At 67.5% G+C, this 21,223-nt stretch carries 20 protein-coding genes and 1 pseudogene; 10 read left to right on the top strand and 11 right to left on the bottom strand.

Annotation, left to right across the window (positions count from 1 at the left end; genetic code table 11):
- The first annotated feature begins 125 nt into the window (after positions 1–125).
- A complete protein-coding gene (locus tag G9373_RS31920) occupies positions 126–1,274 on the top strand; it encodes a lycopene cyclase family protein (RefSeq protein WP_167118793.1) in 1,149 nt (382 codons plus the stop codon).
- A gap of 31 nt (positions 1,275–1,305) precedes the next feature.
- On the top strand, positions 1,306–2,202 hold the full coding sequence (locus G9373_RS31915) for a Ku protein (RefSeq protein WP_005255030.1): 897 nt from the start codon (positions 1,306–1,308) through the stop codon (positions 2,200–2,202).
- 17 nt (positions 2,203–2,219) lie between these two features.
- Here the strand turns inward: G9373_RS31915 and G9373_RS31910 are convergent.
- Positions 2,220–4,377 (bottom strand): annotated as a pseudogene (locus G9373_RS31910) (LuxR C-terminal-related transcriptional regulator).
- A gap of 69 nt (positions 4,378–4,446) precedes the next feature.
- Here G9373_RS31910 and G9373_RS31905 point away from each other — a divergent pair.
- Both G9373_RS31905 and G9373_RS31900 read left to right on the top strand, forming a co-directional pair.
- The gene (locus tag G9373_RS31905; RefSeq protein WP_164709573.1) at positions 4,447–4,593 is read left to right on the top strand and encodes a hypothetical protein; all 147 of its coding nucleotides are present in this window, start codon (positions 4,447–4,449) and stop codon (positions 4,591–4,593) included.
- Positions 4,590–4,931 carry a metallopeptidase family protein gene (locus G9373_RS31900; RefSeq protein WP_007300667.1) on the top strand — a complete coding sequence of 114 codons (342 nt, stop codon included), beginning with the start codon at positions 4,590–4,592 and terminating at the stop codon, positions 4,929–4,931. The genes G9373_RS31905 and G9373_RS31900 overlap by 4 nt, the downstream gene beginning before the upstream one ends.
- 185 nt (positions 4,932–5,116) lie before the next feature.
- Here the strand turns inward: G9373_RS31900 and G9373_RS31895 are convergent, their stop codons facing one another.
- The 8 genes from G9373_RS31895 to G9373_RS31860 form a co-directional block, all read right to left on the bottom strand.
- Positions 5,117–5,545, bottom strand: a complete 429-nt coding sequence (locus G9373_RS31895; RefSeq protein ID WP_133986670.1) for a hypothetical protein — start codon at positions 5,543–5,545, stop codon at positions 5,117–5,119.
- 179 nt (positions 5,546–5,724) lie between these two features.
- Positions 5,725–6,144, bottom strand: a complete 420-nt coding sequence (locus tag G9373_RS31890; RefSeq protein ID WP_005565751.1) for a metal-sulfur cluster assembly factor — start codon at positions 6,142–6,144, stop codon at positions 5,725–5,727.
- Positions 6,141–6,656, bottom strand: a complete 516-nt coding sequence (gene sufU, locus G9373_RS31885; RefSeq protein ID WP_133986669.1) for a Fe-S cluster assembly sulfur transfer protein SufU — start codon at positions 6,654–6,656, stop codon at positions 6,141–6,143. The genes G9373_RS31890 and sufU overlap by 4 nt, the downstream gene beginning before the upstream one ends.
- Positions 6,653–7,912, bottom strand: a complete 1,260-nt coding sequence (locus tag G9373_RS31880) for a cysteine desulfurase (protein WP_005565753.1) — start codon at positions 7,910–7,912, stop codon at positions 6,653–6,655. Before G9373_RS31880 ends, sufU begins: the two co-directional genes overlap by 4 nt.
- A 6-nt stretch (positions 7,913–7,918) precedes the next feature.
- A complete protein-coding gene (gene sufC, locus G9373_RS31875) occupies positions 7,919–8,728 on the bottom strand; it encodes a Fe-S cluster assembly ATPase SufC (protein ID WP_005255023.1) in 810 nt (269 codons plus the stop codon).
- Between the two features lie 45 nt (positions 8,729–8,773).
- Complete coding sequence (gene sufD / locus G9373_RS31870) at positions 8,774–10,003, bottom strand: Fe-S cluster assembly protein SufD (RefSeq protein WP_133986667.1); 1,230 nt, start codon at positions 10,001–10,003, stop codon at positions 8,774–8,776.
- Positions 10,003–11,463, bottom strand: a complete 1,461-nt coding sequence (gene sufB, locus G9373_RS31865) for a Fe-S cluster assembly protein SufB (protein WP_005565756.1) — start codon at positions 11,461–11,463, stop codon at positions 10,003–10,005. The genes sufD and sufB overlap by 1 nt, the downstream gene beginning before the upstream one ends.
- A gap of 95 nt (positions 11,464–11,558) precedes the next feature.
- Positions 11,559–12,308: a metalloregulator ArsR/SmtB family transcription factor gene (locus G9373_RS31860; protein WP_269591226.1), complete on the bottom strand. Its 750-nt coding sequence runs from the start codon at positions 12,306–12,308 to the stop codon at positions 11,559–11,561.
- A 231-nt stretch (positions 12,309–12,539) separates the two neighbouring features.
- Between G9373_RS31860 and mptB the strand changes: the two genes are divergently transcribed.
- From mptB to G9373_RS31835, 5 genes are all read left to right on the top strand, one after another.
- The gene (gene mptB / locus G9373_RS31855; protein ID WP_240960860.1) at positions 12,540–14,225 is read left to right on the top strand and encodes a polyprenol phosphomannose-dependent alpha 1,6 mannosyltransferase MptB; all 1,686 of its coding nucleotides are present in this window, start codon (positions 12,540–12,542) and stop codon (positions 14,223–14,225) included.
- Between the two features lie 6 nt (positions 14,226–14,231).
- Entirely contained in the window at positions 14,232–15,176 is a 945-nt protein-coding gene (locus G9373_RS31850) for an ABC transporter ATP-binding protein (protein WP_037203409.1), read from the top strand.
- Complete coding sequence (locus G9373_RS31845) at positions 15,173–15,973, top strand: ABC transporter permease (protein ID WP_007300659.1); 801 nt, start codon at positions 15,173–15,175, stop codon at positions 15,971–15,973. The genes G9373_RS31850 and G9373_RS31845 overlap by 4 nt, the downstream gene beginning before the upstream one ends.
- Positions 15,970–17,415, top strand: a complete 1,446-nt coding sequence (locus tag G9373_RS31840) for a hypothetical protein (RefSeq protein WP_005565767.1) — start codon at positions 15,970–15,972, stop codon at positions 17,413–17,415. The genes G9373_RS31845 and G9373_RS31840 overlap by 4 nt, the downstream gene beginning before the upstream one ends.
- Before the next feature lie 69 nt (positions 17,416–17,484).
- A complete protein-coding gene (locus G9373_RS31835; RefSeq protein WP_133986666.1) occupies positions 17,485–18,447 on the top strand; it encodes a heme A synthase in 963 nt (320 codons plus the stop codon).
- Here G9373_RS31835 and G9373_RS31830 read toward each other — a convergent pair.
- Positions 18,444–18,809, bottom strand: a complete 366-nt coding sequence (locus G9373_RS31830; protein WP_005565772.1) for a hypothetical protein — start codon at positions 18,807–18,809, stop codon at positions 18,444–18,446. The genes G9373_RS31835 and G9373_RS31830 overlap by 4 nt on opposite strands.
- A gap of 80 nt (positions 18,810–18,889) precedes the next feature.
- Here G9373_RS31830 and G9373_RS31825 point away from each other — a divergent pair, with 80 nt between their 5' ends.
- Positions 18,890–19,855 carry a quinone oxidoreductase gene (locus G9373_RS31825; RefSeq protein WP_005565774.1) on the top strand — a complete coding sequence of 322 codons (966 nt, stop codon included), beginning with the start codon at positions 18,890–18,892 and terminating at the stop codon, positions 19,853–19,855.
- Between the two features lie 57 nt (positions 19,856–19,912).
- Here G9373_RS31825 and G9373_RS31820 read toward each other — a convergent pair whose 3' ends face one another.
- Positions 19,913–20,896 carry a heme o synthase gene (locus tag G9373_RS31820; RefSeq protein WP_005255013.1) on the bottom strand — a complete coding sequence of 328 codons (984 nt, stop codon included), beginning with the start codon at positions 20,894–20,896 and terminating at the stop codon, positions 19,913–19,915.
- Between the last annotated feature and the right edge of the window lie 327 nt (positions 20,897–21,223).

The following is a 21,223-nucleotide window of genomic DNA, read 5'->3' as shown; positions in this document are numbered from 1 at the left end:
ACTACCCCGCGATAGCCGGAACGCACCGCGCGAAGTTCGGGAAACTTTTCCGTTCCGTCGGCGTCCGAGTATGGAACCGGGTCGCGTTCCAGTCGATAATTCCGCCGCCGTGACAGGCTGGCGGCGTGACAGTTTCTTCCCGTCCAGCGATCTGGGACGTTGCGATCGTCGGCCTCGGGCCTGCCGGCCGCGCCCTCGCCCACCGGGCCACGGCTCTCGGCTCGACAGTCGTCTCGGTCGATCCACTCCCCCGTAGATCGTGGACCGCGACGTATGCGGCCTGGGAAGACGAACTCCCCGACTGGCTCCCTCGGGACGCCGTCGTCACGAGAACTCCTCGCCCGACAGCCTGGACGACCCGTCGCCATACCATCGACCGCACATATTGTGTTTTGAATACATCAGTACTGCAATCAATACTCGGCAGCGGATGCGGAACCGTTCTTGCAGGTAGAGCCGTAGACCTCTCCCCCACTTCCGTCCAGCTGGACGACGGCTCGACGCTGAAGGCGCACGTCGTGGTCGATGCTCGCGGCACCGGCGACAGCCCCGACCTCGCCCAGCAGACGGCATACGGCGTCGTGGTCGACCCCGACACGGCCGCACATGCGCTGGCCGGCGAGGCCGCTGTGTTCATGGACTGGCGCCGCGACAACGGCACCTCACCCTCGGACGCGCCGTCGTTCCTCTACGGGGTCCCGCTCGCGCAGGACCGTTTCCTGCTCGAAGAGACCTGCCTGGTCGGTCGCCCCCCACTCCCGATCTCGGAACTCGCCACCCGACTCCACGACCGACTCCGACAGCGGGGCATCACCGTGCCGTCCCATTCGGACGTCGAGAGGGTCAGATTCGCCGTCGAGCCACCACCCGAAGCCGGCCGTGCCCACAGCTCGGATCAGGTACGCTTCGGAGCCCGCGCCGGATTGATGCACCCAGGAACGGGCTACAGCGTCGCAGCGTCGCTCCTGTGCGCAGATGTTCTGGCCCGCGATCTTCGTGACGGTTCGAACGCACGACTGTGGCCGTGGAAGGCACGCACCGTCGCGTCGCTGCGATCGGTCGGCCTACGCGTCCTCCTGAATCTGGATTCCGAACACGTCCCCGAATTCTTCGAGCAATTCTTCGATCTGCCGCCACAACTCCAGGCGGCGTACCTGTCCGAGCGGTCGAATCCGCGCGGAACCCTGTCCGCAATGGGGCGGATGTTTCGAGCGTCCTCCGGCGATATCCGCAGTGTGATTCTCCGTTCGACGCTTCGCCGGGAAGTTCGATGAACTGTCGCGCGAACGCGAAAAGGAGACCATCATGGAACGCATGCGGTCGATTTGGAAGGGCTCGATAGCGTTCGGACTCGTGAATGTGCCGGTCAAGGTCTATTCGGCAACCGAGGATCACGACATCAGGTTTCACCAGGTCCATGCCAAGGACGGCGGCCGGATCAAATACAACCGCGTCTGCTCCGAATGCGGCAACGTCGTCCAATACGCCGATATCGACAAGGCCTACGACTCCGACGACGGCGTGCGCGTGGTGTTGACGGACGATGATTTCGGGAAACTGCCGGCCGCCGAGAAACACGAGATTCCCGTTCTGCAGTTCGTCCCGACCGAACAGATCGACCCCATTCTGTTCGAGAAGAGTTACTTCCTCGAACCGGATTCGAGCTCTCCGAAGGCATATGTCCTACTCGCGACAGCCCTCGAGAACAGCGACCGCACGGCCCTCGTCCACTTCACTCTCCGGCAGCGCACCCGACTGGCCGCGATGCGTTCCCGGGACGGGGTGCTGGTGATTCAAACGCTGCTGTGGCCGGACGAGGTACGCGCCGCGGAATTCTCCTCACTCGACGGCGTCGACAAGCCGAAGGCGAAGGAACTCGCGATGGCCGAGACGCTCGTCGACAGCATGGCCGACGACTTCGACCCCACCGAATTCACCGACGACTACCAGGTGCAGTTGCGTGAACTGCTCGACGAGATGATCGAGTCCGGCGGCAAGAAGGTCATCCCCGTCGCCGAGGTCGAGAAGAGCGGCGAGGACGCCGAAGTGGTGGATCTCGTGGCCGCACTGCAGCGCAGCGTCGACGCCGCCGGGAAGAAGGCCGCACCCGCCAAGAAGAAGCCGGCGAAGAAGGCTCCGGCCAAGACCGCCGCAAAGAAGGCCACAGCGAAGTCATCCAGTTCGGAACGCAAGCGCGCCTGATCGACGATGAGGCGCGATCAGGACTGCCCCTGCGTCTGCTCGACGACCCATGCCGCGATCTGAGAACGGGAGGTGAATCCCAGTTTGGAGAGGATGTGCTCCACGTGGCCCTGGGCGGTGCGTTGCGAAATGACGAGTTTCCCAGCGATCGCCTTGTTGGTGAGGCCATCGGCGACGAGTTCGGCTACCTGCTGCTCCCGCCGCGTAAGAGTCGTGGGTCCGGGCTCTGCGGAGGTGTCTGGCCGCCCTATCTCGTCGAGTGCGTACGCTGCGGCTTCTTCGAATCGCGTCCCGAGGTCGTCACGGAACTCCGTCTCGAACGCGCGGTCACCCATCGCCCGGCGGGCGCGTTGCTCGAACTGGGGGTGGAGAACCCCACATCTGGGTAGTTGATGCTCGCACTCCCCGCGGGACGGGCGAGCGCCGCGATCGCACCCATCAGCCTGGCGGCGCGCCGGGGAGCTCCCCCATCCACCGCGACCCACGAGAGAACCTCCATACACACCCCTGCGCTTACGCAGTTGTCCACTGACCGAGCACGGTGCAGCCCCTGCGTGACCAGATCCTTCGCACGGGAATGCTCGCCCCGCTGCCACGCCCCCAGCCCTAAACCCCACAGCGCCCATCCCCGATAGACGGACTCGCCGCGCGCCTCGGTGAGCGCAAGGATCTCCTGCCAACACACTTCGCTCCGCGTCCGATTCCCGTCCGCGTCACTGGCCAGAGCGAGCCCGAGCAGGGACGAGATCAGATACAGCTGGTTGCCATCCGTGCGGAACACCGCGAGCGAGGATTCGAAGTGTCGACATGCCGTCGCGTAGTCCTGGGCGACCAGTGCGTGATGGCCGGCGGCATCGGCCATCAGCGCAGCTCGGCGACCCGATCGCCGAGCTGCGCTGCCAGCGCGCCACCACGTTCCACGTAGAGTGCCGACGCCTCCGGGTCGCCGTGCAGCCAGGACAGCACACCGAGCACACGAAACGCCTTGATTCTGTCCATAGTGGGTGTGCCGTCCTGAACGGCCAGAAGCTGCGCAAGCCACCGCATACCCTCACGCAGCCTGCCCCGCACACGCCAGTACGGGTACAACGCCGCTGCCATGCGAATCCCCGCATCCGCCTCACTCGAACTGATGAGGCAGAACTGCAGTGCTGCAAGGATGTTGGGCTGCTCGACGTCGAGACGCACGATCCAGGCTGCCTGCCGGGAACTGATCCAATCGGACTCCGCCCGCAGCACCACGTGTTCGTATCACTCCCGGTGCCGCCGCAACAGCGATCCGAACTCGCCGGTCTCCTGCAACCGTTCCGTACCGTAGTCGCGCAGGGTGTCGAGCATGCGGTATCGGACCGCCCCCGCGGCGTCCGCTTCGCGAATCAGGATCGACTTGCCGATCAGCGAACCCACTACTTCCACAACCTGGTCCGCCGCCACGGGGTCGGCGCAGATGGCTTCGACAGCGTCGAGTTCGAAGCTGCCCGAAAATACCGCCAACCCGTCCCCACATCGCCAGCACATCACGAGCACCTGTGGTCAGCAGGCCATAGCGGTCCGTCTCCCGATGCAGGATCTGCTCCACTGTCATCACCCGCACCCGCACCGCCGCCAGTTCGAGCGCGAGCGGTAGACCGTCGAGGCGACGGCAGATCGCCGCGACCACATCCTGATTGTTCTCGGTGACAGCGAAGCCCGGGACCGCCGTCGCCGCGCGTTCGGCGAACAGGTTCACCGCCTCGTAGTGACCGAGTCGCTCAGCTGGCGCCGACCGCTTGTCCGATTCCGGCATCGTCAGCGACGGAACCCGAAACGTGGCTTCTCCCCCAATGCCGAGAGGTTCCCGGCTGGTCGCGAGAATCCGAAGTTCCGGGCAGGCGCGGAGAAGGGTTCCAGAGAGTTCGGCCACCGGTTCGACGAGGTGCTCGCAGTTGTCCAGTACAAGCAACAGTTTCCGTGCCGCGAGGTACTCGACGAGTAGTGATTCGGGTGCAGCGTCCTGGCCCTCGCGCAGTGTCAATGCCGACGACACGGCGTCGACGACCGCGTCTGGATCGTGCAGTTCGCCCAACCCGACCGACCACACAGTCGGCGAACCTCAGCGACCTCACGGCGCAGACCGACGAAACTCGTCAGTTCGTGGGGAAGATTTCCCACGTCCGCCTTACCACCGGAACGCATGAAGCCGTCACTTTCATCGCGCGGACCCCCGCGAACCACGCTACCTCCGCGCAGCGGCACGATGACGACATGGACGTGCAGGTGCTTTCCTTCGTCACCAACAAGCGGTACGAGGTGGACAAGGCCGCACGAACCCGCGGTGTCGGCTGGGGGCAGGAGGTCGCCGACAGTTGTGCGGCGCCGAGCAGGCCGGTGTGCCGGACAATAGGTTCATGATCGACGTCGAACGCGAGCGGTTCGAGGACATGGTCATCCGGGCTCTCGACAGTTTGCCGGCGGGGCTGGGTCGAGTGATGGCCAACGTAGCTGTCACCGTCCAACACGACGCCGGTCCGGCGGGTTTGCTAGGTCTGTACCAAGGAGTCCCACTGACCAACCGCACGACGCGGTACGCCGGCGTCTTGCCCGATAGGATCACGATCTACCGCCTCGCAATCTGCGCCATCTGCCGCAGCGACGCCGAGGTTGTGGAGCAGGTGCGCAGGACCGTCGTCCACGAGGTCGGTCATCACTTCGGTATAGACGACGCCCGGCTGCACGAACTCGGATGGTGAGGTCATCGACCCCAGCCGTGGTTGCACCAGGCGGGTCGCTGCGCCCGCCTACTTCGCAGCTCGAGGGAGGCCTCCCCCAGCGTTTTCTCACGCGCCATCGCCGACGTGGTCGTCGGCCGCCGCGACTGTGACGACCTGACCGATCGGGAGCACCCGGTCGTCCGCGCCGACCCCGCGGCCAGGTGCTAGGTGCTAGGTGCTAGGTGTCCGCCGAGCCAAGCGGCGGCCCGGGTGGGCGAGGCGCGGGCGAGCCACGCGTCCTGGACTACCTCGATCAATTCCTGCAGCGTGAGATCACCAACCATGCTCGCCCGCAACAGTATCGAAGGGTGTCCATCGAAATGCGGGGTGGTGAAGAACGGCGACGCCGCGTCCTGAACCATTGCTCGCTTGTCGGACTCGGACTGCACCCAGAACACGATCACGTCTGTGTACCGCTCTCCGGTACGAGGGTCGACGGCGTCGGGGCGCGGAGTTCGGAAGAACACGAACGATTTACCGCCCACCTGGTAGATGGGGTTGCCGCGGGGCCCGTACTCGACCTTGGCGTGAGGCATCCGCAGGGCCAGTTCGTGGACATCTTCGACCCGCGCGTGCCGCAGTTTCGCCGCCATCACAGCAGTGTAGTGGTCATGCCCCGCTCCGAATACGCCACGGCGTCGATTGTCCTCGCGTTCGGTACCGTCGCCGACACCGGATGGCCCGCAACGACTCCCAGCCCGAGATCGGCACAAGAGAGAGGGCTCGGCGAGACGATTCTCGCCGAGCCCCTCCGTGTCACCAGTGGTGGTGGTCAGACCGTGAAACCGAGCGCGCGCAGCTGCTCGCGGCCGTCCTCGGTGATCTTGTCGGGGCCCCACGGCGGGAGCCACACCCAGTTGATCTTCAGTTCGTTGCACAGACCGCTGCGCACGAGCGCACCCCGCGACTGGTCCTCGATGACATCGGTCAGCGGGCAGGCCGCCGACGTGAGCGTCATGTCGAGGGTCACGACGTCCTCTTCCTCGGTGATCCCGTACACGAGACCGAGGTCTACGACGTTGATGCCGAGTTCGGGGTCGACGACGTCACGCATCGCCTCCTCGAGTTCCTCGAGGCGTTTCGGGTCGGTAATCGCACTCGACGATGCAGTAGCGGTCTCGCCGCCCTGGTCGGCCGGCGCCTGCTCCGGTACGGCCGTGGCGTCCGCCTCCGGCGTCTGCGTCTCGCTCATGATGCCTGTCCTCCGATTCGAGCTGGTTCGTCGTCTGCTGTCGGAACGGCCGAATCCCGTACGTCCACGACCCGGTCGTCCACTATCTGAACAACCGCGTCCTTGAATGCCATCCATCCCAGCAACGCGCATTTCACGCGGGCCGGGTATTTCGAGACGCCGACGAAGGCGATGCCGTCCCCGAGGACGTCCTCGTCCCCCTCGACGGTACCGCGGCTGCTGACCATCTCGTTGAATGCGGCAACCGTCTGCAGTGCCTTCTCGACCGGCATCCCCACCACCTGATCGGTGAGCACCGACGTCGACGCCTGGCTGATGGAGCAGCCCTGGCCGTCGTACGACACATCCACCACGGTGCCGTCGTCGGCGAGCTGCACGCGCAGCGTCACTTCGTCACCGCACGTGGGATTGACGTGGTGGACTTCGGCGCCGAACGGTTCGCGCAGGCCGCGGCCGTGAGGATGCTTGTAGTGGTCCAGGATCACTTCCTGGTACATCTGTTCCATTCTCATGCAGGAACCTCCCCGAAGAACTCCTGTGCGCGCCGCACCGCTGCCGCGAGAGCGTCGACCTCGTCGACCGTGTTGTACAGCGCGAACGACGCCCTCGCCGTGGCCGCGACACCGAAACGACGGTGCAGGGGCCAGGCGCAGTGGTGGCCGACGCGGATGGCGACCCCCTCGTCGTCGAGGATCTGACCGAGATCGTGGGCGTGGATTCCGTCGACCACGAACGACACGGCACCGCCGCGGTCCTCGGCGGTCGTCGGTCCGATGATGCGCACGCCGTCGATGGCACCGAGCGCTGTCAGTGCGGCCTCGACCAGGGTGTGCTCGTGCGCCGCCACCGCGTCCATCCCGATCTCCTCGAGATACCGGACCGCGGCACCGAGCCCGACCACCTGCGATGTCATCGGAACGCCCGCCTCGAACCGCTGCGGCGGCGGCGCGTAGGTGGTGCGTTCCATCGTGACGGTCTCGATCATCGATCCACCCGTGATGAACGGAGGCATCGCGTTCAGCAGTTCCCGGCGCCCGTACAGGACACCCACGCCGGACGGGCCGAGCATCTTGTGCCCCGAGAAGGCCGCGTAGTCCACACCGAGTGCGTGGAAGTCCACCGCCATGTGCGGTACGGACTGGCATGCGTCGAGCACCACCAGCGCGCCGACCGCGCGGGCGCGACGCACCAACTCCTCGACGGGTGCCACCGCTCCGGTCACGTTGGACTGGTGGGTGAACGCCACGACCTTGACGGCGTCGGTCAGCTCGAGCGAATCGAGGTCGATCCGGCCCTCGTCGGTGACGCCGTACCAGCGCAACGTGGCACCCGTGCTGCGCGCGAGTTCCTGCCACGGCACGAGATTGGCGTGATGCTCGAGTTCGGTGATGACGATCTCGTCACCGGGGCCGAGGTGCCGCTCGAAGCGATCGTCGCCGAGGACGTGGGTGACGAGGTTCAGGGACTCGGTCGCGTTCTTGGTGAACACGAGTTCGTCGCTGTCGGCACCGACGAACGCGGCGATCGTCGCACGCGCGTTCTCGTACGCGTCCGTGGCCTCTTCGGCAAGCTGGTGAGCGCCTCGGTGCACGGCCGCGTTACAGGTGGTGAGGAACTCCCTCTCGGCGTCGAGCACCTGGTTCGGGCGCTGCGACGTCGCGCCCGAATCGAGGTACACCAGCGGTTTTCCGTCGCGGACCGTACGCGCCAGGATCGGGAAGTCCTCCCGGATCCGGGTGACGTCGAATACGCGCACCGAGGTGGTCATCTGCGTTTATGCTCCTTGCGTTGCTGCAGCCTGAGTGAAGCGCTCGTAGCCGTTCGCCTCGAGTTCGTCGGCCAGTTCCGGTCCGCCCGACTCGACCACACGACCGCCGACGAACACGTGGACGTATTCCGGCTTGATGTACCGGAGGATGCGCGTGTAGTGCGTGATCAGCAGGATTCCGCCGTGCTCGCGTTCCTTGTACTTGTTCACGCCCTCGGAGACGACGCGCAGGGCGTCGACGTCGAGACCGGAGTCGGTCTCGTCGAGGATCGCGATCTTCGGCTTCAGGAGACCGAGCTGCAGGATCTCGTGGCGCTTCTTCTCACCGCCGGAGAAACCTTCGTTGACACTGCGCTCGCCGAAGGAGGGGTCGATGTCCAGCTCGGTCAGCGCTTCCTTGACTTCCTTCACCCAGTGGCGAAGCTTCGGGGCCTCGCCACGGACTGCGGTGGCCGCGGTGCGCAGGAAGTTGGACATGGAGACGCCGGGAACCTCGACGGGGTACTGCATCGCCAGGAACAGTCCCGCGCGGGCACGCTCGTCGACGCTCATCTCGAGGACGTCCTCACCGTTGAGGGTGATGGATCCCGAGGTGATCTGGTACTTGGGGTGACCCGCGATGGCGTACGACAGCGTCGACTTGCCGGACCCGTTGGGTCCCATGATCGCGTGGGTCTCGCCGGAACGAACCGTCAGGTTCACACCCTTGAGGATGTTGATCGGTTCGGCGTTCTCGTCGGTGTTCGCGACGTCGACGTGCAGGTCCTTGATTTCCAGGACCGAGGTTTCGGGGGTGGAAGCGTCAGGGGTAGACATTGTGATCCTTCGAAGAAATGGGAAGTAGTGGTCCGGCGGCGCGGGTCACACGCCGACTGCGGCGAGTTCGGCCTCGACAGCCGCCTCGAGGCGCTCGCGAATCTCGGCGACGGCGATCTTGTTGATGATCTCGTGGAAGAACCCGCGCACGACGAGTCGCCGTGCCGCGTCCTCGGGGATTCCGCGGGCGCGCAGGTAGAACAACTGCTCGTCGTCGAATCGACCCGTGGCACTGGCGTGGCCGGCACCCACGATCTCACCGGTCTCGATCTCCAGGTTCGGAACCGAGTCCGCGCGTGCACCGTCCGTGAGGACGAGGTTGCGGTTCAGCTCGAACGTGTCGGTGCCTTCGGCCGCGGCGCGGATCAGCACGTCGCCGATCCACACGGTGTGGGCGTCGGGCTTTCCCGAATTCGGATCACCCTGCAGGGCGCCCTTGTAGACCACGTTGGACTTGCAGTGCGGCTGCGAGTGATCCACCAGCAGTCGCTGCTCGAAGTGCTGTCCGGCGTCGGCGAAGTACAGGCCCAGCAGTTCGGCGTCGCCGCCGGGACCGTCGTACTTGACGGTCGCGGACAGGCGGACGAGGTCGCCGCCGAGGCTGACCGCGTTGTGCCGCAGCACCGCATCGCGGCCCAGCCGCGCGTGATGCGACGCGACGTGCACGGTGTCGTCCGCCCAGTCCTGGACGGCGACCACGGTGAGGCGCGCGCTGTCGCCGAGAACGAATTCGACGTTCTCGGCGAATGTGCCGCTGCCGCGCTGGTCGATGACGACGGTCGCCTTGGCGAAGGCTTCGAGCCGGATCTGCAGGTGCCCGAAGGCGACCTTGTCCTCGCCCGGGCCGGTGACCGTGATGTTGATCGTCTCGGCGACCTCGACCTCACGGCCGACGGTCACGACGGTGGCCGTCTCGAAACCCGAGTAGGCCTGTGCGGCCACCCGGTCGGCGGGCACGCCGGCCTTGCCCAGCCGGTCGTCGTCACGCCCGACGGTCTCGACCTGGACGGAGTCCGGACCGGCGACGTCGACGGTGACCGTGCCGTTCGCGACGGCCGTTCCGTCGTGCAGTCCACGGAGTCGGCGCAGCGGGGTGAACCGCCAGACCTCGTCGCGACCACCCGGGATCTCGAACGCGTTGACGTCGAACGAGGTGAAGACCTCACCCTTGTTCTTGATCGGCGAACCGGTGGCGGTCCGCGCTATCCGCGGATTCTCGCTTGCGACGGCTCCCGCGACTCCGAGATTCTGGACACCAGTTTCTGGCGTGGTCACTAACCCACCGCCCCTTCCATCTGCAGTTCGATCAGGCGGTTCAGTTCCAGGGCGTACTCCATCGGGAGTTCCTTGGCGATCGGCTCGACGAAGCCGCGCACGACCGTGGCCATGGCCTCGTCTTCGGTGAGCCCGCGGCTCATCAGGTAGAACAGCTGGTCGTCGCTCACCTTCGAGACGGTGGCCTCGTGGCCCATGGTCACGTCGTCCTCGCGGATGTCGACGTACGGGTAGGTGTCCGAGCGGCTGATCTGATCGACCAGCAGCGCGTCGCACTTGACCGTCGACTTGGAACCGTGGGCACCCTTGTTGACCTGGACGAGTCCGCGGTAGGACGCGCGTCCACCGCCACGGGCCACCGACTTGCTGATGATGGTCGACGACGTGTGCGGCGCGAGGTGCAGCATCTTGGCACCGGTGTCCTGGTGCTGTCCCTCACCGGCGAATGCCACGGAGAGAACCTCGCCGCGAGCGTGCTCGCCCATCATCCAGACGGCCGGGTACTTCATGGTGACCTTGGACCCGATGTTGCCGTCGATCCACTCCATGGATCCGCCGGCTTCGACCTTGGTGCGCTTGGTGACCAGGTTGTAGACGTTGTTCGACCAGTTCTGGATCGTCGTGTAGCGGCAGTGGCCGCCCTTCTTCACGATGATCTCGACGACCGCGGAGTGCAGGGAGTCCGACTTGTAGATCGGCGCCGTGCAGCCCTCGACGTAGTGCACCGAGGCGCCCTCGTCGACGATGATCAAAGTCCGCTCGAACTGGCCCATGTTCTCCGTGTTGATGCGGAAGTAGGCCTGCAGCGGGATGTCGACGTGCACGCCCGGCGGGACGTAGATGAAGGAGCCACCCGACCACACCGCGGTGTTCAGCGCGGAGAACTTGTTGTCGCCGGCCGGGATGACCGTGCCGAAGTACTCCCGGAACAGCTCGGGATGCTGCTTCAGGCCGGTATCGGTGTCGAGGAAGATGACGCCCTGCGCCTCGAGGTCCTCACGGATCGAGTGGTACACCACCTCGGACTCGTACTGAGCCGCGACACCGGCGACGAGGCGCTGCTTCTCGGCCTCGGGGATGCCCAGCTTGTCGTACGTGTTCTTGATGTCCTCGGGCAGGTCTTCCCAGCTCTCGGCCTGCTTCTCGCTCGAGCGCACGAAGTACTTGATGTTGTCGAAGTCGATGCCCTCGAGGTTCGAACCCCAGTTCGGCATCGGCTTCTTGTCGAAGGTCTTCAGCGCGCGCAGGCGGATGTCGAGCATCCAGTCCGGCTCGCTCTTCTTCGCCGAGATGTCGCGCACGACGTCTTCGGACAGACCGCGCTGCGCACTGGCACCGGCCTCGTCGGAATCGGACCAGCCGTACCCGTAATGCCCGAGTGACGCGATGGTCTCTTCCTGCGTGAGCGGCTCGGCGTTGGCCGACGCAGTGGATGTCACCTGGTCTGATGTGACGGTCATGCGAGCTCCTTCCGGAGTCTTGTTACGAGACCGGCGAGGGCTGGTCGCCGGTGGAAAACAGGTTGCTGACTAGGGGGTCTATCGGGAAAGCGTTGTTATTTGGGACCGGACGGCGGGACGAGTGGAACGTGAGTGGTGCATGCGCAGTCACCGTTCGCGATGGTCGCGAGCCGCTGGACGTGGGTGCCGAGAAGTTGGGCGAACGCTTCCTGCTCGGCTTCGCACAGTTCCGGGAACTCCTCGGCCACGTGCGAGACCGGGCAGTGGTGCTGGCAGATCTGGACGCCGTTGCCGACCGGGCGCGTCGATGCCGCGAATCCTGCGGTGGTGAACGCGTCGGCGATGGCGTCGGCGGTGGTTTCGAGGCCCTCGGCGCTGTGATCGCCTGCCGGGGTCACGTTTCCGACGATCGCCTGGACTCGGCGACGAGCGAAATCGGTGATCGCGGCGTCTCCCCCGACCTCCCGCAGTTGACGCATCGCCGCGCCGGCGAGGTCGTCGTACGCGTGGCCGAGCCGGCCGCGGCCCTTGGCGGTGATCTGGAAGTATTTGGCGGGTCGTCCCCGCCCGCGGTGACGCACGGCGACGGAGGACGCCTCGCGCGCCTCGCCGGAGTCCAGGAGCGCGTCGAGGTGACGACGGACACCGGCGGCACTCAGACCGAGGCGGGTTCCGATTTCCGACGCGGTGATCGGCCCCTCCTCGAGGAGGAGCTTCACGACGGCAGCTCGGGTGTGGCCTTCGTGGCCGACGGCGACGGGTGACGCGGTTTCGACAGGCGCCGCCGAGGAAGGCGCGTGAACTGCGCTTTCCTTCGTTGCACGTGGTGTCGTTTCCGTTTTCACAACACCAGTGTGACGGAATTCGGATCGCAGGTCTACTAAGGGTGCCCTGCCTTACACCTGTGATTATCTGCGGCTCGGGCCCGGGAATACTGGCTGAACCGACTGTGTTCGGCGCACCGCTACGCTGCCTGTGTGCCGCAGACCCCCGAGAACCCGGAGCCGACCCGCGCGGAGCCGACCTTCACGGCTCGCGCCGCTCTTCGACATCCGGCCGAGCTCGCCCGGCGGGCGCTGGGCATCGACGGCCGCTCCCCGCGACCCTCGGTGGCGGCCGCGCTGCACGGCGACGAGCCGGAAACCGCGGGCCTGAACGAGCAGGAGACCGCGCAGCTCCGCGGGATCCGCCGGTTCGGTGCGACCGGAGCCGTCCTGATGGCGGTGGGTGCGCTGGGCGCAGGCGCCCAGCCGGTACTGCAGAACCCTGTCCAGGGTCTTCGCGTCATCGGTCTGCCCGCCCGGATCCCCAGTGTGGCGTTGACGCTGACCATGACCGGCACCGTGATGATCGTGCTCGCGTGGCTCCTCCTCGGACGGTTCGCGATCGGCAGTCTGCAGTCGGGGGCGGTGCGTCGCCTCAACCGCTCCCAGCTCGACCGCACCCTGCTGCTGTGGATCATCCCGCTGTCGGTCGCGCCGCCGATGTTCAGCAAGGACGTGTACTCCTACCTCGCGCAGAGCGAGATCGCGGCCCGTGGGCTCGATCCCTACGCCATCGGTCCCGCGGGTGCGCTCGGCGTCGATCACGTCCTGACCCGGACCGTGCCGACGATCTGGCGCGACACGCCGGCGCCGTACGGTCCGCTGTTCCTCTGGATGGGGCGCGGAATCAGTTGGCTGACCGGCGAGAACATCGTCGCGGGGATCTTCCTGCACCGGCTGCTGGCCCTCGCCGGTGTGGCCATGATCGTGTGGGCGCTCCCCCGGCTGGCGCGACGCTGCGGCGTCGCCGAGGTCAGCGCCCTCTGGCTGGGCGCCGCCAACCCCCTGCTGCTGTTCCACCTGGTCGCGGGGATTCACAACGAGGCGCTCATGCTCGGCCTCATGCTGGCCGGGATCGAGCTGGCGCTGCGGGCCGTCGAACGGTCGGAGCCGATCCGCGGGCAGTCCCTGCTCCTGTTGCTGTCGGGGGCGGCGCTCATCGCCCTGTCGTCGACGATCAAGATCCCCTCCCTCCTCGCACTGGGATTCGTCGGGATGGCGCTGGCCCGGAGGTGGGGCGGAACCCCGAAGGCCGTGCTCACGGCGGCCGCCCTGCTCGGCGGGGTGGCCCTGGCGGTCACCCTCGTCATCAGCACGTCCAGCGGACTCGGCATCGGCTGGGTACACACCCTCGGCACCGCGAACGCGGTCCGCAGCTGGATGTCCATCCCCACGCTCCTCGGACTGGGCACCGGACTGGCCGGGGTCCTCCTGGGCCTCGGCGACCACACGACGGCGGTGCTGAGCCTGACCCGGCCGATCGCGGCCGTCGCTGCGGCGTTCATCACACTGCGGATGCTCGTCGCCACGCTCGTCGGCCGCATCCACGCGGTCGGCGCGCTGGGGCTGTCCCTCGGCGCGGTCGTCCTCCTCTTCCCCGTGGTGCAGCCCTGGTATCTGCTGTGGGCGGTCCTGCCGCTCGCGGCGTGGGCCACAGCACCCGCCTTCCGCGTCCCCGCCATCGTCTTCTCGTCCATCGTCAGCGTCATCCTGATGCCGAACGGCGGCGAGTACCAGCCGTTCGTCATCGTGCAGGCCGCCATCGCCACCATCTTCACAGCCGGAACGCTGATCGTGATCACCCGCAACCGGCTGCCGTGGCGGGTCGGTTCGGAGCAGCAGCCGACCGTGCCGGACACCCAGGATCCGCCCCGGGACGACGCCGACGCGGAAAGCCGGGGCACCGGCCGGGTCACACCAGGCCAGGGCTTACGCTGATTCCCCGTGACCTCGCGAACGCCCGGATCGGCGCAACCTGCTGTACGCCTGGAAGGCGTGGTGAAGACCTTCGACGGTGTGAGGGCCGTCGACGGACTCGATCTCACCGTCGAACCGGCACAGGTGGTCGCGTTGCTCGGCCCCAACGGCGCGGGTAAGACCACCACCGTCGAAATGTGCGAGGGCTTCGTCCGCCCGGACAGCGGCACCGTCCGCGTCCTCGGACTCGACCCCGTCGCGGACGCCGGCGCCGTCCGGGCCCGGATCGGCGTGATGCTGCAGGGCGGTGGCGCCTACCCCGGTTCCCGCGCCGGTGAGATGCTCGACCTCGTCGCGGCCTATTCGGCCGACCCCCTCGACCCCGACTGGTTGCTGCGCAGCCTCGGACTCGAGGATTCCCGTCGCACCCCCTACCGCAGGCTGTCGGGCGGGCAGCAGCAGCGCCTGTCCCTGGCCTGCGCGCTGGTCGGCCGGCCGGAACTGGTCTTCCTCGACGAACCCACCGCCGGACTCGACGCCCAGGCCCGCCTGCTGGTGTGGGAACTGATCGACGCCCTGCGCCGCGACGGCGTCAGTGTGCTGCTGACGACGCACCTGATGGACGAGGCCGAGGAACTCGCGGACCGACTCGTCATCATCGACCACGGGTCGATCGTCGCTGCGGGTACGCCGGCGGAGGTCACCAGCCGCGGCGCCGAAGGCCAGTTGCGGCTCAGCGCGCCCGCCGGTCTGGACACCGAGCCCCTCGCGAGAGCCCTCCCCGACGGTTTCCGGGTCGCCGAGTCCGGACCGGGCACCTATCTCGTCGAAGGGCCGATCGATCCGAAGGTGGTGGCGTCGGTCGCGTCGTGGTGCGCCGATCTGGACGCCCTGATCAGCGACATCCGCGTCGACCAGCGCAGCCTCGAGGACGTGTTCCTCGAACTCACCGGCCGGGAACTGAGGGGATGACGATGAGCACCAGTGACCGTCTGACGGAGAATCGTTTCGCCCCGGGCACGTTCGCACCCGATCCCCGCCCGAGCGGCGCGGCGGTCATGTTGCGGGCGCAGACCGCGCTCGAACTCAAACTGCTCCTGCGCAACGGCGAACAGCTGCTACTGACCATGTTCATCCCGATCACGCTGCTGATCGGCCTGTGCCTGCTGCCCATCGGCGATCTCGGAACGTCGCGGGTCGACAAGGTGGTGCCCGCCGTCATGATGGTGGCGGTGATGTCCACCGCGTTCACCGGCCAGGCCATCGCGGTCGGTTTCGACCGCCGGTACGGGGCCCTCAAACGGCTCGGCGCCACTCCCCTGCCGACGTGGGGAATCATCGCCGGGAAGAGCGCCGCGGTGGTCATCGTCGTCGCCCTGCAATCGGTGCTCCTCGGTTCCATAGGACTGGCGCTCGGCTGGCGTCCGAGTGCGTGGGGACTCGTCCTCGGCGCCGTGATCATCGCCCTGGGCACCGTGACGTTCGCGGCGATGGGACTGCTGCTCGGCGGCACCCTCCGCGCCGACATCGTCCTCGCGCTGGCCAACATCCTGTGGTTCGTCATGGTCGGCGTCGGCAGCGTGGTGTTCGCCACCGGCGACCTGCCCTGGCTCCTGCACACCGGGGCCCGGCTGATTCCGTCCGGTGCGCTCGCACACGCGCTCGACGCCGCACTGTCGGGGTCGGTGGACCTGCTCAGCGTCGTGGTCCTCGTCGTCTGGGGTGCGGCCGCGGGAGCCCTGGCGTCCCGGACGTTCCGATTCACGTGAGCCGCCGACACGCAGCCCGCCGCGCCCGCACCGTCGGCACCGTTCTGGCAGTCCTGCTCGCCGTTCTCGGCTGCGGCACCCTGCCCGCGGGCGCCGCACCGCAGTGGGGACCACCGGCCGCGCCGAACCCGTTCCTCGGACCCGCAGGCACGTCCACGATGCACGGCGACGCCGGGTCCACCGACGTCACTCCGCTGCCCGGTCCCGGCACCGGCCCGCTCACCCTGTCCGCGTACCCGTTGGTGTCGGCGTGCCCGACCCTCCTGCAGGGTTCCGACCGGCTCGTCGTCGCCTTGTGCACGTCCGTGGCCGGCCAGGTCCCGACGGTGCACCTGATCGACCCCGCCGCCCCCGCGGCCCCGTTCGGCGCCTCGCTCGCCACGTTCGCACTGGCGAAGGGCAGCCTCCTGGGCGGCGTGTACGCGTTCCTCGACAACGACAACAGACTGGTCGCGGTGGACGGCAACCGTCAGCTACTGCGCCTCGGGCATTCGCGGGACCCCGACGGCCGCTGGCGGATCACCGTCGACTCGCGCGTCGACCTGTCCGGCAGTGTTCCGCCGGGCGACAACGTGACCGGGCTGACGCCGGACTGGCAGGGCAACGTCTGGTTCGCAACGGGCGGCGGCGTCGTCGGGGCGGTGGATCGCGCCGGCGTCGCGCACAGCCTGCCGCTGGCCGCGGGCGAACAGGTCCAGAACAGCATCTCCACCTCGCCCGCCGGCACCGCGGTCGCGACGACGCACGCCCTGTACCAGTTCACGCTCCGCGACGGCGCGGTGCGTGTGGACTGGCGGCGGGAATACGACCGCGGTCCGGACCGTAAACCCGGGCAACTCAGCCGCGGCACCGGCTCCACCCCCACCTACTTCGGGCCGTCGACCGGCAGCGATTTCGTCGCGATCGTCGACAACGCCGACCCGCAGGTGAGTCTTCGGGTCTTCCGCGCCGATTCCGGTGACGAGATCTGCTCCCTCCCCGTGCTCGGCAACCCGGGCGGCAGCGAGAACTCGCCGATCGGCATCGCCAATTCGGTGTACGTCGCCGGGACGTACGGCTACCCGTATCCCGCCGTCCCGGACGGCGCGGGCGATGCGGTTCCGACGAACGCCCCCTTCACCGGCGGCATGACCCGTGTCGACATCGACCCGATCGGCTGCCACCAGGTGTGGAGCAACGACGTCCGCAGCGCGGCGGTGCCCCACCTCTCGACCGGTGACGGGTTGCTGTACACCGTGATCCGTCAAGGATTCGACGTCACGACACCCCTCGACGGCTTCTCGTTCGCGGTGATCGATCCGGCGGACGGCTCGGTCGAGCACACCAGCCCACTCCCCGGCACCGCGGTCAACGACACCCTCCAGATGTCCGGACTCGTCACCGACACCGGCGACTTCTGGCAAGGTACGGTGACCGGCATCCTGCGGATTCGCGGCGAGTAGCACGGAGTCGAGCGCGCCGCCACCAGCCCAACGACACGCTGTAGTTGACGGCCCTCTACCATCGACGTCGTGCTGTATCGCGGGTTTCTGAGCCTGGTAGACCGTCTCCCCCTTCCGTCGCTGACCGTGCAGCGTGTCATCGCATTCGCGGTGATCCTCACGCAGGGCGGAATCGCCGTCACCGGAGCCGTCGTGCGGGTGACCGCGTCCGGCCTCGGCTGCCCCACCTGGCCGCAGTGCTTCCCCGGCAGCTTCGTGCCGGTCGGGCACGGCGAGGTCGCCGTCATCCACCAGGCCGTCGAATTCGGCAACCGGTTGCTCACGTTCGTCGTCGTCGTGGCCGCGGCCCTGATCGTCCTCGCGGTCACCCGCGCCCGCCGCCGTAAAGAGGTCCTCGTCTACGCGTGGATGATGCCCCTCGGCACCGTCGTGCAGGCCGTCATCGGCGGTGTCACGGTGCTCACCGGACTGCTGTGGTGGACGGTCGCGGTACACCTGCTCGCGTCGATGGCGATGGTGTGGCTGGCGACCGTGATGTACGTGAAGATCTGCGAACCCGACGACGCACCGGCAATCGACGTGATCCCCGCCCCGCTGCGGTGGCTCACCGCGCTGTCGGGTGTCGCGCTGGCGGGGGTGCTCGCCGCCGGAACGCTGGTCACGGGCGCCGGACCGCACGCGGGAGACAAGAGTCTCGACCGCGTGGTTCCCCGCCTCGAGGTGGAGATCGTCACGCTCGTGCACCTGCACGCCCAGCTGCTCGTGGGCTACCTGGCGTTGCTGGTCGGCCTGTGCTTCGGCCTCTACGCCGTGGGCGCCACCCGCGCGGTGAAGATCCGCGTGCAGGTTCTGCTCGTGCTGGTGGCGGCGCAGGCCCTGATCGGACTCGTCCAGTTCTTCACGGACGTTCCCGCGGCCCTGGTGGCATTCCACGTTGCGGGGGCCGGGCTGTGCACCGCGGCCACCGCGGCGGTGTGGGCTGCGGGACGCACCCGCGAGTACGTCACGCAGCCGGACACCGCGAGCGTCTAGCGCTCGTTGCGGGCCTTCGGGAACCGCGTCTGCCGCGCGACCCAGCCGGCCATCTTCTGGAAGTGCCCCTTGCGGGGCGTGACGATGCTGGTGATCGCGCGGTCCCACTCCGAGACGGTGACGTCGTCGAAGGATGCGACGACGGCGTTGGCGGTGGCCAGATCCTTGACCACCTGGTCACCGAGGATGCCGTCGGCGCCGACGAGCGTGATGCGGACGCCGGCGAGTCCGATCGGCTGGATGACGGCACTGGCGGAACCGCCGTGCTCGGCCACGAACTTCTTGATCGCGTCGACCGTGTGGGACGGCAGCGAGGGCGCCGGGCTCGCGGGCGCCTGATCCGCGTGGGTGTCGGTACTCATGACCCCGAGAATACTGGGCGGTAGTGGCGTCGTGTCCGCCAGGCTCGGAACGGCGGCACTCGCCGTGTAGAACTGAATCCATGCGCGCGATACAGGTTTCCCGTCTCGGTGGTCCCGACGTCCTCGAACCGGCGGAGGTTCCCGAACCCCGGATCGGAGCGACGGATCTTCTGGTTCGCACCGAGGCGATCGGCATCAACTTCATCGACACCTACTTCCGGACGGGGCTGTATCCGCGGCCGCTGCCCTACATCCCCGGAGACGAGGGCTCCGGAGTCGTGGAGGCCGTCGGCGGCGACGTGACCGGTATCGCTCCCGGCGACCGGGTGGCCTGGTGCTCCGCCCCCGGCAGTTACGCCGAGAAGGTGGTCGTCCCCGCGGCGGCCGCGATCGCCGTCCCCGACTCCGTGCCCGCCCCGCAGGCCGCTTCCGCTCTGCTGCAGGGAATGACGGCCCACTACCTGGCCCACTCGACCTACCCGATCCAGTCCGGCGACACCGTCCTCGTTCACGCCGGAGCGGGCGGAGTCGGCCTGCTGCTCACCCAGATGGCGACCACGCTGGGCGCGCGGGTGATCACCACCGTGTCCTCCGACGCCAAGGAACAATTGTCCCGCGACGCCGGCGCACACGAGGTGCTGCGATACGACGACGACATCGCCGCCCGGGTGCGAGAACTGACCGACGGCGAGGGCGTCGCAGCCGCCTACGACGGTGTCGGCGCGTCCACGTTCGAGGCCAGTCTCGCGTCGGTGCGGATCCGGGGGACGGTCGCGCTGTTCGGCGCGGCGAGCGGCCCGGTGCCGCCGTTCGATCCGCAACGGCTGAACCCGGCCGGTTCGCTGTTCCTCACCCGGCCCACACTCGCGCACCACATCCGCAACCGTGAGGAATTGACGTGGCGGGCGGGCGACGTGTTCTCCGCCCTGGCCGACGGTTCGCTGACGGTCCGGGTTGGCGCGGAGTACCCGCTCGAGCGGGCCGAGGACGCGCACCGCGACCTGGAGGCGCGTGCCACGACGGGATCGATCGTGCTGGTGCCCTGACGCGGAGCGTCGACTCGGCCCTGATGCGGAGCGTCAACTCGGCCCTGACGCGGAGGATCAGCTCAGCAGGCTGCCGACGGTCTGCAGTCCCAGCACGGAGTCGACGGCGAGACCGACGAAGACGATGGCCAGATAGTTGTTGGACTGCAGGAACAGGCGGAGCGGTTTCACGGCCGCTCCGCCGCGGACGCTGCGGTACAGCTGATGGGCCATCAGCAGGAACCAGGCACCGGCGACGAGCGTCACGACGGCGTACACGACACCCGCGGCGGGGACGAGCACGAGGGACGTGATCACCATCGCCCAGCTGTACAGCAGGATCTGCTTGGTGACGTGCTCCTCGGTGGCGATCACCGGCAGCATCGGGACACCGGCCGCCTTGTAGTCCTCCTTGTAGCGCATGGCGAGGGCCCACGTGTGCGGCGGCGTCCAGAAGAAGATGACCAGGAACAGCACGATGGGCTGCCAGCTCAGCGACCCGGTGACCGCCGACCAGCCGACCATGACGGGCATGCAGCCCGCGGCGCCGCCCCAAACCACGTTCTGCCAGGTCCGGCGCTTGAGCACCATCGTGTACACGAGCACGTAGAACGCGATGGTCAGGACGACCAGGCAGCCGGCGAGCAAATTCGCCCGCCACCACAGCCACAGGAACGACGCGACACCGAGAGTCATCCCGAACACGAACGCGTGCGACGTCGGCACCGCGTCGCGGGCCAGCGGCCTGCGAGCGGTGCGTTTCATGACCTTGTCGATGTCGGCGTCGACGACGCAGTTGAGCGAGTTCGCGCTCGCCGCACCCATCCATCCGCCGAACAGCGTGCTGAGGATCAGCGCGATGTCGACGTTGCCGCGATCCGCCAGCAGCATTGCCGGGATGGTGGCGACCAGCAGCAGCTCGATCACCCGCGGCTTGGTCAATGCGATGTAGGCCAGGACCTTGCCCGTGACGCGACCCAGCACCGTACCGGTGTCGGTCGCGCGGGGGGCGGGGCTGGGGCTGCCGAAGCCGTGTCCGCTCGGCTGATGCCCTGTCCGCACGTTCTCTCCTCGCACCACGCGTAATTCCACATCCGAATGCCGGCGCCTGCTCCCGAAGTCCTTCGCGACGGCCGGCCGTCTACTACAAACGATGGTAGACCGCCGTAATGCGTGAACCGAATCGACCCGGATACGACCGCACACTAGGCTGGAGTGGCACAAGAGGCCCACGCATCCTCAGGCTCCACGTTCACCCATGTCAGGAGACTTCTGCCCGTGTCGATCACAGACGACATCCACGTCCTCACGCAACCGGTTCACCCCGCCGACTGGACCGAACTGGACACCAAGGCCGTCGACACCATCCGGGTGCTCGCCGCGGACGCG

Source organism: Rhodococcus sp. A14 (assembly GCF_011603105.1).
GTDB lineage: Bacteria > Actinomycetota > Actinomycetes > Mycobacteriales > Mycobacteriaceae > Rhodococcus_F > Rhodococcus_F opacus.
This window is presented reverse-complemented; position numbering and strand designations above follow the sequence as displayed.